Here is a 17861-nt window from a genome sequence, read left to right on the forward strand (position 1 = left end):
CTAGTTACGACAAAGGCGAGTGTGGTAGCACTCGCCCTTGTTAATGAATGTCATTTGATTAAGAGTTTAGCCTAATCGCTTCACATTCATCACATCTTTGATCTGTTCAACACGCTTTGACACCCGCGACAGTACTTCGATATTTTTAACTTCCAAATCAAAATCCATCACTGTCATCTGGCGTTTGTAATCAGTACGGCTGCGCATGCTCGATACGTTGATCTTTTCATTGGTAAGCAAGGTCGTAATATCCTTGATAAGACCAACACGCTCCAATGCTTCAACACGAATCGTCAAAATATAAGAACCAACAAACCCACCGCCCCACACCGTATCAATAATACGCTCTGGCGCGTGGTGACTGAGCTCTTCAAGCTGCTCACAGTCAGCGCGGTGCACCGAGATGCCGCGTCCTTGTGTAATGTAACCTTTGATCTGATCGCCCGGAATAGGCTGACAACAGCGCGCTAGGTGGGTCATGAGGTTATCCACCCCTTCCACCACTACCGCATCTTTATGCGGGCGGCTTTGCGCTGGCGCTTTGCTTTCTGACTCTTGCAGCTTCTCAAGTGCTTGCTGATCTTCCTCTTCCGCTGTTGGCTTATTTACCAACGCGTTGATGTGGTTGATGATCTGGTTGATTCTTAGATCACCACTGCCCACACCGACATAAAGTTCATCAGCAGAATTCACGTTAAAGCGTTTTAGGGCATACTGCTCGGCATCTTTGAGTGTTGCACCGATCTTCACCAGTTCAGCTTCAAGGATCTCACGACCCGCTTCTAGGTTCTTCTCGCGGCTTTGCTTTCTAAACCACGCATTGATCTTAGCGCGCGCTCGACCTGAGTGTACAAATCCCGTTGTCGGGTTGAGCCAATCACGAGAAGGGTTTGGCTCTTTCGCGGTGATGATTTCAACTTGGTCACCCATCGCCAACTTGTGGGTAAAGGGAACAATACGTCCTGCTACCTTAGCGCCAATACAGCGGTGCCCAACTTCAGAGTGAATGTGATAAGCAAAATCAAGCGGCGTGGCACCCATAGGCAAGTCGACCACATCGCCACGTGGTGTAAACGCATAAACGCGATCATCAAACACCTGGCTACGAAGCTCATCGAGCATTTCGCCAGAGTCTGACATCTCTTCTTGCCAATCGAGTAGCTTACGCAGCCAAGTGATCTTCTCATCGTAACCACTGCGACCGCCACTGCCCCCTTCCTTGTACTTCCAGTGCGCGGCAACACCCAGCTCGGAGTCTTCGTGCATCTGTTTAGTACGGATTTGGATTTCAATGGTTTTGCCTTCTGGCCCCAAGATCACGGTATGAATCGATTGGTAGCCATTCGGTTTTGGGTTAGCGACGTAATCGTCGAATTCGCTAGGTAAATGTTTGTATTTGGTGTGCACGACGCCAAGTGCCGCGTAGCAATCCTGCAAACGCTCAGCGATGATTCGCACTGCTCGTACGTCAAACAGCTCGTCAAAATCCAGATTCTTCTTCTGCATCTTGCGCCAGATACTGTAGATGTGCTTTGGACGACCGCTGACTTCAGCAAGAATGCTCGACGCTTGCATCTCGCTAGTAAGATCATCAACGAAGTCTTTGATGTATTGCTCACGCACAATGCGTCGCTCGGAAAGCTGCTTGGCAATTTGTTTGTAAGTGTCTGGCTGCTGGTAGCGGAAGGCGTAGTCTTCGATTTCCCATTTGAGCTGACCGATGCCAAGACGGTTGGCAAGTGGCGCGTAGATATTGGCACATTCTTTGGCGGCCGCACAGCGCACTTCATCGGACTCATCTTTCACTTCACGTAAATTACAAATACGTTCAGCAAGCTTAATGATCACGCAGCGGAAATCGTCCACCATCGCCAGCAACATGCGACGCACGTTATCGACTTGTCCCGAGGCTTCTGAGCCTTCAAGGGTCACGTTGAGCTGACCGATGGCGGCCATTTCTTCCACGCCGTCGATCAGTTTGATGATTTCTTTGCCGTAGTTTTCTTCTAGTAACTCACGATCATACAAGCCGCTAGAGACCACTGGATACAACTGCGCTGCCACCAGCGTCGCTTTATCCATTGAAAGGGTAATGAGGATTTCATTCATCTCTCTCCCGCGCCACAACAGCAAGGCCCCTTGATCACTATCGGCAACGATTTCCTCACACTGACGGTAAACGTCTTTCAATCTTTTCGAGGTGTTTTTATCTTGCTTTAGTGACGCAATCCAATTATCCAAATTGAATTGTTCTTCTGGGTTCAAATGCGCGCTTCTTACCGCAACCATTTCTTTTTCTTCCTAGTTTATTGGTTCACTAACCGCTCCCGGTTAGCCTTGATGACTTTGCGCTATTTTTCAAACAACGCCATCGACTCTAGATGACTGGTATGAGGAAACATATCCATCATACCCAAACGAGTCAATGTGTAGCCTTGTTCAATTAGGCTCTGACTGTCTCTCGCAAGGGTAGCAGGATTGCAAGAAACATAAAGGACACGTGTCGCACCCAGCGCGGAAACTTGGTCTATTACACCGCTCGCGCCAGCCCTAGCTGGGTCGAGCAAAATCTTGTCGAATTGCTGCGATGCCCATGGCAGCTGTGACAGATCCTGCTCCAGATTGGCCTGATAAAATTCGACATTAGCGAGACCATTTAGTTTCGCGTTGTCCGTGGCCCAATCCACCATATCTTGTACACCTTCTACACCCACCACATGAGCGCAGCGCTTGGCCAAAGGCAAAGTAAAGTTACCCAAACCACAGAACAGATCCAATACGCGATCAGATGACTCTGGGGCTAACCATTCTAATGCCTGGGCAACCATACGCTGATTAATTGCTTGGTTAACCTGAATAAAGTGAGAAGGCAAAAATGGCAGCTTTAAACCAACTTCGTTATAGAACGGCTGTTCACCCACCACCCTATCGAGTTGGTTTGCTTCAGGCATAAAGTAGAGTGTCATACCAACTTGCTCCGCAAACGCCAATAGACGAGCGTGGTCTTTGTCACTCAATGACTTAGTGTGTCGAATTACAGCTACGGGCGCTGCGTCGCCCAAAACAAGTTCAAGGTGGCCAAGAATATTTGGCTGCTTGAAATCAGCAAAAATGGCTCTTAGCTCAGGGATCAACGCGTTGAGTTTCTCATCAAGCACAGGGCAGTGGTCGACATCGACAATTTGATTACTCTGCTTACGGCGAAACCCCATTAACAGGCCACGCTGTTTATCGACTTGAATACTCAGCCTTGCACGGCGGCGATAGCCAAGCCCTTCACCGGTAATAGACGGCGATAACGCCAGTGTTTGTCCTGCAAATTTGGTCATCAACTGCGACAGCACACGCTCTTTGTGAGCAATTTGCTCATCACGTTCAAGGTGCTGCTGATTACAACCGCCACATTCATGGTAATGCGGGCAAAACGGCTCAACGCGTTGCTCAGAAGGCTTGAGTATTTTGATGAGGTTCGCTTTCGCAAATTTGGCTTTGCTCTCGGTTAGTTGTACCAACACCTTTTCATCCGCCAGCGCGCCCTCGACAAATACCGGTTTTTTATTGAGATAGCCGATACCGGCACCGTGGTGATCCATGCGTTCAATCTGCACTTCTTGGTGCTTTTTGGAGAAAGAAGTTTTCTTTGTTGGTTTAAAAAAACGTGCCATGACCAATTCCAAGGCAAAGCATTCGTGCTTTGCGCCTATAAAATATTGTTAGAGTTTCACTATTCTGAGTCTGAATGATTGTCGAACAGCGCTGCTTTGATTAAGCTTACGTCATCTTGAGGATGCAATACTGGGTATTGTCCCATATCCCCCCATCAGATGACACTCTGTTGGTAAATAATGATGTCGAATTAACATGACCAGATACGGCCTTCGCGCTCGCGTAATCACATTAACCTTGGCACCGACCCTGATCATCGGTCTTCTTCTTAGTGCCTTTTTCTCATATAACCGCTATCACGACCTTGAATCTCAAGTGCTGAATGCTGGTTCTAGTATTATTGAACCGCTGGCGATTGCCAGTGAGCAAGGCCTGGTAAATCAAAACCGCGAATCGGTCAGACGTCTGATTAGCTACGCCCATCGCAAGAATTCAAAATTTGTACGCAGTATCGCCGTTTTCGATGCCTCACATGAACTGTTTGTAACATCCAACTTTCATCCTAACTTCGACACACTCACGTTTCCCAAAGACCGCCCCATTCCGTTCCTGAGTTCCTCTGAATTCAGTGACAATACCTTAATTCTCCGAGCACCTGTCATCGCTGAAAGTCAGCTGGCCACCGATACGCGAGAGCTAGCCTCAACCAGCCAAATCCTAGGTTATGTTGCCATTGAACTCGACTTATCTTCTCTGCGTTTGCAACAGTATCAAGAAGTCTTCTCGGCAATCTTGGTATTAGTGCTCGGGCTGATTTTATCCGGCATCTTTGCCTACCGCTTGATGTACGATGTGACCCGCCCTATCTCACACATGAAAAACATGGTCGACCGTATCCGCCGGGGTCATCTCGATGTGCGTATCGAAGGCAAAATGCACGGCGAGCTCGACTTACTGAAAAACGGTATCAATGCCATGGCGGTATCACTGTCTGAATACCATGTGGAAATGCAGCACAGTATTGACCAAGCCACATCCGATCTTCGTGAAACGCTTGAGCAGCTGGAGATTCAGAATGTCGAGTTGGACATCGCGAAAAAACGTGCTCAAGAAGCGGCGCGAGTGAAGTCTGAGTTCTTGGCCAACATGTCTCATGAACTGCGCACACCGCTCAATGGCGTCATCGGCTTTACTCGTCAGATGCTAAAAACTCAGCTTACCAATAGCCAAACCGATTATCTGCAAACCATCGAGAAGTCAGCCAATAACCTACTCAATATCATCAACGATATCCTCGATTTCTCGAAACTCGAAGCGGGTAAGCTGGCACTGGAGAATATTCCATTTGAGTTCCAAGACAGCCTTGATGAAGTGGTGGCACTGCAAGCGACCAGTGCCCATGAAAAAGGCCTAGAGCTAACGCTAAAAGTGGATCCGAAAATCCCAAGCGGCTTGGTGGGTGACCCGCTGCGTATCCAGCAAATCCTAACCAACCTTGTGGGTAACTCGATCAAATTTACTGAGCGCGGCAACATCGACATCTCGGTAGAGCTGAAAAGCAACAAAGAAGATCGTGTCGAGCTGCAATTTATGGTGCGAGATACCGGCATCGGCATCTCTGAACGCCAACAAGCCCAGTTATTCCAAGCCTTTAGTCAAGCTGATGCGAGCATCTCACGACGTTATGGCGGTACCGGCCTTGGCTTGGTCATCACCCAAAAACTGGTCGGTCAAATGGGTGGTGATATTAGTCTCACCAGTCGCCTGCACCAAGGCTCGACATTCTGGTTTACCGTTAAACTCAGCTCAACCGACATTCCAATGTTGGATCCTATCGACCCATCGGTGATCCACAACAAACGCTTGCTATTGGTTGAACCAAACATGCAAGCCGCTTCAGTGCTACAACAGACCCTGACTAACGAAGGTGTCATGGTTACCTACCGCTCGACACTACCAGAGCGCGTCGAGTCGTTCGATTACATCATAGTCTGTCTGCCAACCAATGAAGAAATACCGCTAACCGTGATTGAAGAGTGGATTGCGCGCTGCAAGCAGTCTACCTCCAATATCATTATTGGTACTGCCAGCACTCAATTGGCTCTGTCTGATTACTTGATGCAAACCCACCAAGTGCAGTGTTTGACTAAGCCTCTGTCACGCCGCAAGTTGCTGCAATCTTTGGTCGACAAACAACCTGCATTGCTGGCCCCTGCTGTGGAAGTCATTTCATCGGAAAAACGCAACCTCAATGTCATGGCAGTCGACGACAACCCTGCGAACCTGAAGCTGATTACAGCACTGCTCTCTGAGCGTGTCGAAACCGTAGTATCTTGCACAAGTGGTCAAGCGGCCGTGGAAAAAGCGCAAGAGCAGCACTTTGATATGGTGTTCATGGACATTCAAATGCCACAAATGGATGGCGTGACTGCGTGTAAGCTAATCAAAGAAACGCAGCAAAACGGCGCGACGCCAGTAGTGGCGGTGACTGCTCACGCAATGAGTGGCGAGCGCGACCGACTGCTTTCAGAAGGCATGGATGATTACCTAACCAAACCGATTGATGAAACCATGCTGCTGCAGGTTCTCAATAAATGGGTGCCCCTACGTCCATCCGAGCCGGAAGCGTGCTTAGACTTTGTTGCACCAAGCGATGTGGATCAACAAGCGGAAACACCGCCAGCCATTATCGTGGAAAAACCCATTTCACAAGTGATAGATTGGAATGCCGCGCTAAAACAGGCAGCCAACAAAGAAGATCTCGCCATCGATATGCTGCAGATGCTGGTCGATTTTATTCCGGAAGTGGCAGAGCTGGCCAATAACATCCTCGACAACGGCTTCGACGATGTGGAACAGGTGATCCATTTGATTCATAAACTGCATGGCAGCTGCTCATATTGTGGCGTGCCACGACTCAAATCTATCTGTGCCACCATCGAAAAAGCCCTGCGTGCCGGTGACAGCCTAGAGGACATTGAACCTGAGCTGTTTGAGCTGCAAGACGAAATGGACAAGGTACTGGAAACTTCAGAGCTGTATTTGAAAGGGGAACAAGATGCAGGGTCCTAGGTTCTGATACCTGAACGCGCTAGCTCTCTAATATAACCGTTGCGACAGCGTAATGTCGCTCGTCAGAGATAGAGAGGTGGTTAGACACCACCCCCATAGAAGCCGCAATTTGTGCGGCTTTTTTATTGAGCGTCAGAATGGGCTTGCCGTGCTCATCGTTGGACACTTCAAAATCATGAAAGGTCACGCCATGAGCAATACCGGTACCGAGCGCTTTAGAGGCGGCTTCTTTGACAGCAAAGCGCTTTGCAAGAAAGCGTCCCTGCTGTTTTAGGCTTTGGAACTGCATCAGTTCATTGTCGGTCAGGATACGCTTAGCAAACGCCTCACCTGTTCGTGATAACGCCTTTTCTACACGTTCGATTTCCGCAATGTCTGTCCCAAGTCCTAAGATTGCCACTAAGTCTCGCCTCTACTTGTTGTTTACCGTGCTCGGATTAACCGCGGCGCGCCGCTTCCATGACCGCTTTCATGTCAGCAACCGCTTTATGTAAGCCATCAAACACTGCGCGGCCAATAATCGAGTGACCGATGTTCAGCTCGTAGATCTCTGGCAATGCCGCGATAGGGCCAACGTTGTGGTAAGTCAGGCCGTGACCTGCGTTAACTGTGATACCAATGTCAGCCGCGTAGCTTGCGCCAGCCGCGATCTTCTTCAGTTCATCTTGTTGATCTTCTTCTGTTTCCGCGTCGGCATAATGACCAGTATGTAGCTCGATGAATGGCGCACCCGCCGCTTTAGACGCATCGATTTGCTCACGGTCAGCGTCGATAAACAGTGACACCTTGATGCCCGCTGCGGTTAGCTTCTCAGTTGCTGCTTTGATTTTCTCAAGTTGACCTTTCACGTCAAGGCCACCTTCAGTGGTAAGCTCTTCACGCTTCTCTGGTACCAGACACACGAACTCAGGCTTAGTTTTTAGCGCGATGTCGATCATCTCGTCAGTCACCGCCATTTCTAGGTTCATACGCGTTTGTAGCGTTTCACGTAGGATACGCACATCGCGGTCTAGGATGTGACGACGGTCTTCACGAAGGTGGATAGTGATGCCATCTGCGCCTGCACGCTCAGCAATCTCTGCCGCGTGTACTGGGTCTGGATACTTAGTACCGCGAGCATTACGTAGGGTCGCGATATGGTCAATATTGATACCTAAAAGGATAGAACTCATCGATGATTACTCCATGATCAGGACTGCTTCATTCGAAACAGTTCCCTGCTTTTTAATGGTTTTCCGCCAAGATACGGCTTTAATGCTATGCGTGTAAAGCGTTTTGCCGCTTGTAACTGTGTTTTACTCAGGAAACGTCGCTCACTGATGGCGATGAGCTCTTCACCTAAAAAGGTGAGATTGTCTCTACGCACACTTGCGATGAATCCTTTCTGCTCCCGATAACGATAAGTCATTGTCGGATCTATAGGTTCGCCCGTACCAGCACAGTGCAAGAAGTCTACACCGTATCCCATTGCAGAAAGGAGAGCGAGTTCAAAACGCCGCAACGCAGGTTCAGGATTGGTATTATGGGCAAGCTCTGTTAACGCTTGAAGATAGTCGTGAAATAAATCAGGAAATGCGATCTCACTCGCCAACACGCGCGCAATAAGTTCGTTAACGTACATCGCAGAATAGAGGTTCACACCGGATAAAGGCAGACCAAGACTGATGGCTTCCGCTTGCCTCAATGTTTTCATTGAGCCATTGCCGGACCACTTTAACAATAGTGGGGTGAAAGGCTGTAGAGCGCCTTTGAGATTCGAGCGCTTACTTCTAGCGCCTTTGGAAAGTAGCGTGACGCGACCATATTCCTCACTGAATACATCGAGTATTAAGCTCGATTCACTGTAAGGTCTTCGATGCAAAACAAAGCAGCGTTGCAATCCATCCATAGGTCATATTCTGTCTAAAAGGGATCAGAGCAGCTAGCGCTACTCTGATCTACGGTATTATTTGTTTTCGATATCGTCGATGTAGCCAAGAGAACGCAGTGCACGCTCATCATCAGCCCAACCTGATTTCACTTTTACCCAGGTCTCTAGATAGACTTTACGATCGAACAGCTCTTCCATATCAAGACGAGCCTCACGGCCGATGGTTTTGATCTTCTCGCCACCTTTACCGATCACCATCTTCTTCTGGCCACTGCGCTCTACTAAGATAAGCGCATTGATGTGGAAACCATCCGTATCCGGATTGTAATCGAAACGCTCAATCTCAACCGTCACCGAATAAGGCAGCTCATCACCGGTGAATCGCATCAACTTTTCACGCAGGATTTCAGACGCCATAAAACGTTGAGAACGGTCTGTGACGTACTCTTCTGGGAAGTGGTGTACTGCCTCAGGAAGGTGTTCGCGAACATGCTGACGAATCACGTCGATGTTTTTGCCGTGCTTAGCCGAAATCGGCACCACATCAACAAATTCCATCTTCTTGGTCATCTCCTGCATATGCAGCATCACGTCGTTGCGATCTTTCACGTTGTCTACCTTGTTGATGCACAAGATGACTGGGAAATTCGACTTACGAAGCTTGGTCAGCACCATCTCATCGTCGTCAGTCCACTGCGTACCATCCACAAGGAACAACACCAAGTTCACATCACTGAGCGAGCTGTTTGCCGCGCGGTTCATCAGACGGTTGATCGCACGTTTCTCTTCGATGTGCAGACCCGGAGTGTCTACATAGATCGCTTGATAGTCGCCTTCGGTGTCCACACCCATAATACGGTGGCGCGTGGTCTGCGGTTTACGCGAGGTGATCGAGATTTTCTGTCCTAGGATGCGGTTAAGCAGCGTCGATTTACCGACGTTAGGACGACCCACGATAGCCACAAAGCCACAGTGTTGCTCACCGGTGCTTTCATGAGTTGCTGCGCTTGTCGAGTCGCTCGTTGAAGCGAAGTACGCATCGAGATCGAACTCTTGATCAGAATTTGGTTTATCAGACATTGGTCAGTTTCTCTAAAGCCAGTTCCGCAGCCGCTTGTTCTGCCTTGCGGCGGCTGGTGCCTTTGCCGATAACAGGCTTATCCACACCTGCCACTTCACAGGAAACGGTAAACTCTTGGTTATGCGCTTCCCCTTTAATATTAGTCACTGTGTAGACAGGGAGTGGTTTTCTTCGACCTTGTAGAAACTCTTGCAGGCGAGTTTTTGGATCTTTCTGTGACACTCCAGGCTTGATCGCGTCAAGACGCGATTGGTACCAGCTGAGCACAATACCGCGAACCGTCTCGACATCGCTGTCGAGATAAATCGCACCAATGATCGCTTCAACCGCATCAGCCAAGATAGAGTCACGACGGAATCCGCCACTTTTCAGCTCACCTGGACCTAATTTTAAGTAATCTCCCAAGACGAATTCACGCCCTAGCTCAGCCAGAGTATTACCTCTCACTAAGGTGGCACGCATTCGACTCATGTCCCCTTCGTTTACCTTAGGAAAACGATGGTAAAGATCGTCAGCAATGACAAAACTTAAAATTGAATCGCCCAGAAATTCTAGTCGTTCGTTATGGTTGCCGTGGGCGCTGCGGTGAGTCAGCGCCAGCATCAGCAGCTCGCTATCATTGAACTGATAGCCGAGCTTTTTTTCTAAAAGTTTAATAGGAGAATTCATGCTCTCTCGTTCAGTCTATTCCACCGATGCGATTAAATCTGACACCGGTTGGGATCCATGTAGGCAGAATGCTGTCTGCACCACGTTCAAATTCAAAGCTAATCCAAATGCCAACCGCTTTACCCACTAGGTTGCCTTCTGGCACAAAACCCCAGTAACGGCTGTCGGCACTGTTGTCACGGTTATCGCCCATCACGAAGTATTGACCTTCTGGTACCACCCACTCGTTCACGCCATTGCGCGGCTGATATTGATCAACGCGGTCACGACGAAGTGGATTCACCAGCACTTGGTGGCCGACTTCTCCCAGCTTTTCATCCATTTGAATTAGCGGGATACCATTTTGGATAAATGGGCTGTCTTGGACATTCGACAGCTTAACTGGCTTACAGCGTGACTCGCCTGGACGTTGAATACAGATGTCCTTACGAGCGCTGTAACGAACCGTATCACCCGGCAAACCAACCACACGCTTAATGTAGTCAATATTTGGCTGCGGTGGGTATTTAAATACGACGATATCACCTCGCTCAGGTTTGCCCGTTTCAACCAACTGAGTACGCCATACTGGATCTTTAAGTCCATACGCGTATTTCTCAACGAGGATGAAGTCGCCAACCAGTAGCGTCGGCATCATAGAGCCTGATGGGATTTGGAATGGTTCATAAATAAATGAACGCAATACCAACACAAAGGCGATAACAGGAAAAATGGAAACACTATTCTCAACAAACCAAGATGGCTCGACCGCTTTGTTTGCTGTTTCTTCATCAATTTGATTTGCTTGCGCTTGGATGTCCGCCAGCTTCTGCTGACGCTGCTTTCTCAATACGAGCTTATCCATAACCCAAACGACACCAGTCACTAACGTCACGATGACGAGGATCAATGAGAAGGTATTAGCCATTCAATTCCCTTAATTTTCGTATCTTTAAAAATAACGAAAGTGAAAGCACTCAATGAGCACTTTCACTTCTGCTGTATTATGTCGCCACGTTAGGCAAAAGAATTAGTCTTTGCCTACGTGTAGAATCGCAAGGAACGCTTCTTGAGGCAGTTCAACGTTACCGATCTGCTTCATACGTTTCTTACCTTCTTTCTGTTTCTTCAACAGTTTCTTCTTACGGCTTACGTCACCACCGTAACATTTCGCGATTACGTTTTTACGTAACTGTTTCACAGTAGAACGCGCAATGATGTGGTTACCGATCGCAGCCTGAATCGCGATATCGAACATCTGGCGAGGGATGAACTCTTTCATCTTCTCAACCAACTGACGACCACGGCTCTGAGACTGATCTTTGTGAGTGATGATGGCCAGTGCGTCTACCGTATCACCGTTCAGCAGTACGTCCACACGCACCATGTTCGACGCTTCAAAGCGTTGGAAGTTGTAATCCAGTGATGCATAACCACGAGAAGTCGACTTCAGACGGTCGAAGAAGTCGAGTACTACTTCTGCCATCGGGATATCGTAAGTCACAGCCACTTGGTTGCCGTGATAAACCATGTCTACCTGAGTACCACGCTTCTCAACACAAAGCGTAATCACGTTACCTAGGTAATCCGATGGTACAAGGATATTACAACGTGCGATTGGCTCACGAATTTCTTCAATGTCGTTGGTTGCCGGCAGTTTCGCTGGGCTATCAACATAGTGAAGTGAACCGTCCGTTTTCTCTACTTCGTAGACTACCGTCGGCGCTGTCGTGATCAGGTCTAGGTCGTACTCACGCTCTAGACGCTCTTGGATAATCTCCATGTGAAGCATACCCAAGAAGCCACAACGGAAACCAAAACCCAGTGCAGCAGAGCTCTCTGGCTCATAGAACAGTGACGCATCGTTTAGGCTGAGTTTGCCTAGTGCATCACGGAAGTTTTCGTAATCATCAGACGATACAGGGAATAGACCCGCGTAGACCTGAGGTTTTACTTTTTGGAAGCCTGGCAGTGCAACTTCACAGCCATTCTTAGCGGTGGTCAGTGTATCACCCACTGGCGCGCCAAGGATGTCTTTGATACCACACACAACCCAACCTACTTCGCCGGTATTTAGCTCAGTCGTGTCAACTTGTTTTGGTGTGAAGATACCAAGGCGGTCTACACCCCAAACCTGACCGGTGCTCATTACTTTGATCTTGTCGTTCTTCTTCAGCACGCCGTTTTTAATACGTACTAGAGAAACAACACCGAGGTAGTTATCGAACCAAGAGTCGATGATTAGCGCTTGCAGTGGATCGTCTGGATTGCCTTCTGGTGCCGGGATCGCTTTTACGATCTCTTCAAGCACATCGTCAACACCTAGACCGGTCTTCGCAGAACAGCGAACCGCTTCCATCGCGTCGATACCAACGATCTCTTCGATCTCTTCAGCAACACGCTCTGGCTCTGCTGCTGGAAGGTCGATCTTGTTCAGAACTGGAACCACTTCAAGTTCCATTTCAATTGCGGTGTAGCAGTTCGCTAGTGTCTGAGCTTCAACACCCTGACCCGCATCAACCACCAGTAGCGCACCTTCACAAGCCGCCAGGGAACGTGATACTTCGTACGAGAAGTCAACGTGTCCTGGAGTATCGATAAAGTTTAGCTGATAGGTTTCCCCATCTTTCGCCGTGTAATCCAGAGTAACACTCTGAGCTTTAATAGTGATACCGCGCTCGCGCTCTAGATCCATCGAATCAAGAACCTGTGCCGCCATTTCACGGTCGCTTAAGCCGCCGCAAACTTGGATCAAACGGTCCGACAGCGTCGATTTACCGTGGTCAATGTGGGCGATAATAGAAAAGTTACGAATGTGCTTCATAGATTTGGTGTAGCTAAACTCTTAAACAATTAGGGAATGAAATAGCGGAAAAAACACGCATTTCAATTAAGTTGGCAGATTCTACCCAATTTCGTTGCGGTTCGCACCTTATTTAGGCAATGGACTGCCCGAGCACCCGCACCAATTCAACCTGTTGATGCGACGCCGCCTCCATTGGCGACACCCATTTCTTTGCGAGCCTGAAGCCCAAACAGGCAGAAACTGCTGAAAAACCAATCACCACCAGCTCACTACCGCCAAGCAATGGCGCGAGCCACAATTGGCCCACCATCGCTCCTAAAAACAGGAACAACAGAGGCAACAAATAGATCAATGCCGCCGATTGCAGCAGGCTTTTCTCTGGAAACGCGATTTCAACAATATCGCCAGGGTTGACGGTTTTGGAGGTCAGTAGATGCCAGCTCAGCTGTTTGTTACCGACCGCTTTGGTGACAATGCCGGTGCCACAACTGTTTTTTGATTGGCAAGAGCTGCAACTGGTTTGTTGGTCGCAGCTCAATTCAACTTGATAACGATGACCACGGTTAGTTACCGAGGTCACCGTCGCAAGAGCGGTCATCATGGGGTTACGCCTTCATCTGCTTGCTGTACTTTATTCAGTTTAACAGATTGTGCGATGCGCTGCGCAGTCGCAGGAGGAATGTCACCAACCACAGAGATCTGCTTATCACCGGTGACAATGCTATGCACAGTGCGACGTCCTTGACGGATCAGCTGACCTTTCATCGAATTACTATCACGATCCGATACGTAGACGGAGAAGCTAAATAAGCCATCAGTGTACATTTGGCTCTCTACCACATCTTCGGTGGCGATCATGCGATAGCGATTAAGATCTTTGGGATTGAAACCACTTGGCACCCAACCAACCTGCCAGAAGGTCTGTTCAATGTTGCCTTTCGGCAGCGACAGTACCGCAGGGAGCTGGACTTCATCGAGCGAGCTGAGCATGGTCGCAATGTGATCGTTGATGGTGTAAGAGATAACGCGATATTGCTCTAAGATCTCACCATCTCGATCAAGAAGATCCGCGCGCAGAGGCAATTTACTTTTTTCATCGACCCACAACACGTATGAGTAACGCAGCCCATCTTTAGGCACGACACGAAATACTTGCGCTGCCGCTCCCGCTTCTCTGGCACGGCCAACACGCACATAATCGTAATATTGGCTCAGCTTTGTGACATCGCTGTTAAGCAGTGGCATCAAAGGCGCGACCATTTTACCCGATTCGATAGTAAACGGATCGACACCAGGCTCGATGTAGCTGACCTCATTGCCACGGCGGATCACTTCGCGAACCGGTCCACTTAAATAGACCAAATGAGCCAACTGCTGATCTTCATGTCGCGCATGACGATACAACAAAGGCTCAATACTGTTCTTTTTGATAAGGATATAAGACAGTTCGTAGTTCAATTGCTGACTGGCGTCATTCATCTGATGCAACAAAGCCTCTACAGAAGATTGCTCTTCTGCAAAGGCCGAGTTAGCAAACAAACTGAACAGCAATAACGAACTGGTCAGAAGTTTTTTCATTCAATTACCGATTCTGTATCCGTAGTCAGAGACGCTTGATCGTCACTGTTTAAGCGCAGCTGTAGCTCGTAATCTTGCAATAGAGCATTAATGCGGCGGCGCTGCTCTTGTACATTGGCGCTTTCATTCTGGTTTGTTCTCGCGACTGAATCACGAGTCAAACTTACAGGCTCCGCGCTACCCGAAAATGGGATAGTTTGCAGCACTGGTAGCTGCTCAACTTCAGGTTGCGATGCATCTTGTCCAGAGAACTGCTGCACACCTAAAATAACGGCGAGCGATACACACGCGGCAATACCCACTTGGCCAAACTGAGTTAGCCATGCCGGTAGCTGACGTTTCGCTTGCGACGGTGTCGGTTGCGCCTCAATCGGTGTCACTGTCTCTTTGCTTACCGCTTGATGCGCTGGCTCATCATCGAGTGCCAGTGCGACGCTCTCAGCAATATTCCAATCTAGGCTTTGTGGTTCATCACCACGCATCACATCACCGATGAGGTGGTAGTTTTGCCAGGTTTGTTTGCTCTCCTGATCATTCTCCAGCGCTTCGATTAGCGCCTCATCGATCAGGTCTCCATCCATGAATGCTGAAAGCTTCTGTTTGTCAGCCATTATATTCACCATAGTTGTAACTAGTTTTAGCGTTGAAGAAGAGGCTTAATCTTCTTCTCTACCGCTTCACGAGCACGGAAGATACGCGAACGTACCGTTCCTACTGGGCAATCCATTACTTCTGCAATTTCTTCGTAGCTCAAGCCATCAAGCTCACGAAGGGTCATTGCAGTCTTTAAGTCTTCAGGTAACGCTTCAATTGCAGCGAAAACTGTTCGCTTCAATTCATTCGACAACGTTAAGTTCTCAGGGTTCGAAATTTCTTTCAAAGCGTTACCGGTTTCAAAAAATTCGGCATCTTCTGCGTCCACATCGCTGGCAGGTGGCCTACGGCTCTGTGCCACAATGTGATTCTTCGCGGTGTTCACTGCTATGCGATACAACCAAGTATAGAAAGCACTCTCGCCTCTAAACGTTGGGATCGCTCGATACGCTTTAATAAATGCTTCTTGGGCTATGTCCGCTACATCGCCCGAATTGCTCACGTATCGTGATATGAGATTGCAAACCTTGTTTTGATAGCGCAAAACCAATAGGTTAAATGCTTGTTTATCTCCACTTTGAACGCGCTCAATCAACACCTGATCGGTCGGCTGCTCGTTCATGCGAGCGTTCACTCCTATTCGTTATTACCCTTACCTTCTCAGATATGAGTATTAATTATGCATATTGTAGTCTTGACACCACCGCTAACATGAGCACTATTGTGACTCTATGCAAATTGGAAAGTTCCAAACTTTCTGCATTTTTTTGTTATTTATCATTCACAATGTGATTTGGCGTCAACTACAATGGGGCCAATTCTCTAGAATGGATTACTTAACGCCACAACACAACGAGTTTTTCAACCCGTTACGCATGGCGGTAATCCTCTTAGCAAGTGCCCTTCGCCAGCTGCGATACGCAGCTTCCTATCGTGCACTTTTAGCTGGGTAGAGTCTGCTAGCTCTACCATAGGTCAGGATTTTAATAGAATTATGAACACAAACCGAGAACATCTTTGTGATGTTTTAGTTATAGGAAGTGGCGCTGCTGGTCTTTCTCTTGCGCTGCGAGTTGCTGAGCGCGCTAAGGTTATTGTTTTAAGTAAAGGCCCGTTGAGTGAAGGGGCAACCTATTACGCTCAAGGCGGTATTGCCGCAGTTTTCGACGAAGCCGACAGCATCGAGTCACATGTTAACGACACCAATATTGCGGGTGCCGGGCTGTGTGAAGAAGACACCGTACAGTTTATTGCCGAGAACGCCAAGGAGTGCGTCCAGTGGCTTATCGATGGCGGTGTGCCCTTTGACCAAGTTGAAACCGAAAAGGACGAAGCGCCGCGTTATCACTTAACGCGCGAAGGCGGCCACAGTCATCGTCGTATTCTGCATGCGGCCGATGCGACGGGCATGGCGATGCAGACTACGCTTCAAGACAACGTGCTTAACCACCCAAACATCGAGATTTTTGAGCGCTACAACGCCTTAGATTTGATCACTGAAGACAAAGTGGGTGGCAGCAAAGACAAAGTGGTTGGTGCCTATATTTGGAACCGCAACAAAGAACACGTTGAAACCGTGCGTGCTAAGTTTGTCGTCCTTGCGACTGGTGGTGCATCAAAAGTGTATCAGTACACCTCTAACCCAGACGTGTCCTCTGGTGACGGCATTGCGATGGCATGGCGCTCTGGTTGCCGAGTCGCCAACCTGGAGTTTAACCAATTCCACCCGACGTGTTTGTTCCACCCAGACGCACGTAACTTCCTGCTGACAGAAGCGCTACGAGGTGAAGGGGCTTATCTAAAACGCCCTGACGGCACGCGCTTTATGCCCGATTTTGACGAGCGAGAAGAGCTGGCTCCACGTGATGTGGTCGCTCGCGCTATCGACTTTGAAATGAAGCGCTTGGGTGCCGATTGCATGTACCTTGACATCAGCCACAAGCCAGAAGAGTTTATTATTAAGCACTTCCCAACCATCCATATGCGCTTGCAAGATCTTGGCATCGACATGACTAAAGAGCCGATCCCTATCGTACCGGCTGCGCACTATACCTGTGGTGGCGTCATCGTTGATAAATCCGGTCGCACGGATCTAGAGCAGTTATATGCGATTGGTGAGGTGAGCTACACCGGTCTTCACGGTGCTAACCGCATGGCGTCGAACTCGCTACTTGAATGTGTGGTATACGCTTGGTCAGCGGCCAAAGACATCATGGAAAAATTCGACAGCGCGACGCACCCAGAGACATTACCAGCGTGGGATGAAAGCCAAGTCAGCTGCTCTGATGAAGAAGTCATCATCCAACATAACTGGCACGAGCTGCGTCTGTTTATGTGGGATTACATGGGGATTGTGCGTACCGATAAACGCCTAGAGCGTGCGCTACGCCGCATTCAATTGCTGCAACAAGAAACTCACGAATACTACAGCCACTTCAAGGTCTCTAATAACCTGCTGGAACTGCGTAACCTGCTGCAAGTAGCAGAGCTTATGGTTCGCTGTGCGATGCAACGTAAAGAGAGTCGCGGTCTACACTACACTCTCGATTACCCTGAGATGTTAGAGAATAGCGGCCCAACTATTTTGGAGCCGTAATCTGCCACAA

At 48.7% G+C, this 17861-nt stretch carries 15 protein-coding genes; 2 read left to right on the forward strand and 13 right to left on the reverse strand.

All coding sequences use genetic code 11. From position 1 onward, the window contains the following. Positions 1–66: 66 nt before the first annotated feature. Entirely contained in the window at positions 67–2289 is a 2223-nt protein-coding gene (relA, locus tag AAA946_RS13925) for a GTP diphosphokinase (protein ID WP_338165373.1), read from the reverse strand. A gap of 62 nt (positions 2290–2351) precedes the next feature. Beyond that, positions 2352–3665, reverse strand: coding sequence for a 23S rRNA (uracil(1939)-C(5))-methyltransferase RlmD (gene rlmD / locus AAA946_RS13930; RefSeq protein ID WP_338165374.1), 1314 nt, complete (start codon positions 3663–3665; stop codon positions 2352–2354). A 196-nt stretch (positions 3666–3861) separates the two neighbouring features. Here rlmD and barA point away from each other — a divergent pair, with 196 nt between their 5' ends. Beyond that, positions 3862–6678: a two-component sensor histidine kinase BarA gene (gene barA, locus AAA946_RS13935; protein ID WP_338165375.1), complete on the forward strand. Its 2817-nt coding sequence runs from the start codon at positions 3862–3864 to the stop codon at positions 6676–6678. A gap of 19 nt (positions 6679–6697) precedes the next feature. Here the strand turns inward: barA and acpS are convergent, their stop codons facing one another. The 11 genes from acpS to rpoE all read right to left on the reverse strand — a co-directional run bounded on the left by acpS (position 6698) and on the right by rpoE (position 15877). Next, positions 6698–7078 carry a holo-ACP synthase gene (gene acpS / locus AAA946_RS13940; RefSeq protein WP_338165376.1) on the reverse strand — a complete coding sequence of 127 codons (381 nt, stop codon included), beginning with the start codon at positions 7076–7078 and terminating at the stop codon, positions 6698–6700. 37 nt (positions 7079–7115) lie between these two features. Beyond that, positions 7116–7850 carry a pyridoxine 5'-phosphate synthase gene (gene pdxJ, locus AAA946_RS13945; protein ID WP_338165377.1) on the reverse strand — a complete coding sequence of 245 codons (735 nt, stop codon included), beginning with the start codon at positions 7848–7850 and terminating at the stop codon, positions 7116–7118. A gap of 17 nt (positions 7851–7867) precedes the next feature. Beyond that, on the reverse strand, positions 7868–8566 hold the full coding sequence (gene recO, locus AAA946_RS13950) for a DNA repair protein RecO (protein WP_338165378.1): 699 nt from the start codon (positions 8564–8566) through the stop codon (positions 7868–7870). Between the two features lie 57 nt (positions 8567–8623). Continuing rightward, positions 8624–9628: a GTPase Era gene (era, locus tag AAA946_RS13955; RefSeq protein ID WP_338165379.1), complete on the reverse strand. Its 1005-nt coding sequence runs from the start codon at positions 9626–9628 to the stop codon at positions 8624–8626. Next, positions 9621–10298, reverse strand: a complete 678-nt coding sequence (gene rnc, locus AAA946_RS13960) for a ribonuclease III (protein ID WP_042473301.1) — start codon at positions 10296–10298, stop codon at positions 9621–9623. Before rnc ends, era begins: the two co-directional genes overlap by 8 nt. Before the next feature lie 10 nt (positions 10299–10308). Continuing rightward, positions 10309–11205, reverse strand: a complete 897-nt coding sequence (lepB, locus tag AAA946_RS13965) for a signal peptidase I (RefSeq protein ID WP_338165380.1) — start codon at positions 11203–11205, stop codon at positions 10309–10311. A 102-nt stretch (positions 11206–11307) separates the two neighbouring features. Further along, positions 11308–13101 (reverse strand): translation elongation factor 4, encoded by a 1794-nt coding sequence (lepA, locus tag AAA946_RS13970; RefSeq protein ID WP_338165381.1) that lies wholly within the window; start codon positions 13099–13101, stop codon positions 11308–11310. A gap of 112 nt (positions 13102–13213) precedes the next feature. Further along, positions 13214–13684, reverse strand: coding sequence for a SoxR reducing system RseC family protein (locus tag AAA946_RS13975; RefSeq protein WP_338165382.1), 471 nt, complete (start codon positions 13682–13684; stop codon positions 13214–13216). Further along, the gene (gene rseB, locus AAA946_RS13980; protein ID WP_338165383.1) at positions 13681–14661 is read right to left on the reverse strand and encodes a sigma-E factor regulatory protein RseB; all 981 of its coding nucleotides are present in this window, start codon (positions 14659–14661) and stop codon (positions 13681–13683) included. The genes AAA946_RS13975 and rseB overlap by 4 nt, the downstream gene beginning before the upstream one ends. Beyond that, positions 14658–15284, reverse strand: coding sequence for an RseA family anti-sigma factor (locus AAA946_RS13985; protein ID WP_338165384.1), 627 nt, complete (start codon positions 15282–15284; stop codon positions 14658–14660). Before AAA946_RS13985 ends, rseB begins: the two co-directional genes overlap by 4 nt. Before the next feature lie 14 nt (positions 15285–15298). Then, positions 15299–15877 carry an RNA polymerase sigma factor RpoE gene (rpoE, locus tag AAA946_RS13990; RefSeq protein ID WP_103882021.1) on the reverse strand — a complete coding sequence of 193 codons (579 nt, stop codon included), beginning with the start codon at positions 15875–15877 and terminating at the stop codon, positions 15299–15301. 372 nt (positions 15878–16249) lie between these two features. Here rpoE and nadB point away from each other — a divergent pair, with 372 nt between their 5' ends. Continuing rightward, positions 16250–17851 (forward strand): L-aspartate oxidase, encoded by a 1602-nt coding sequence (gene nadB / locus AAA946_RS13995; RefSeq protein WP_338165385.1) that lies wholly within the window; start codon positions 16250–16252, stop codon positions 17849–17851. Positions 17852–17861: the final 10 nt, after the last annotated feature.

It is taken from the genome of Vibrio sp. 10N (assembly GCF_036245475.1).
In the GTDB taxonomy this organism is placed as follows: domain Bacteria; phylum Pseudomonadota; class Gammaproteobacteria; order Enterobacterales; family Vibrionaceae; genus Vibrio.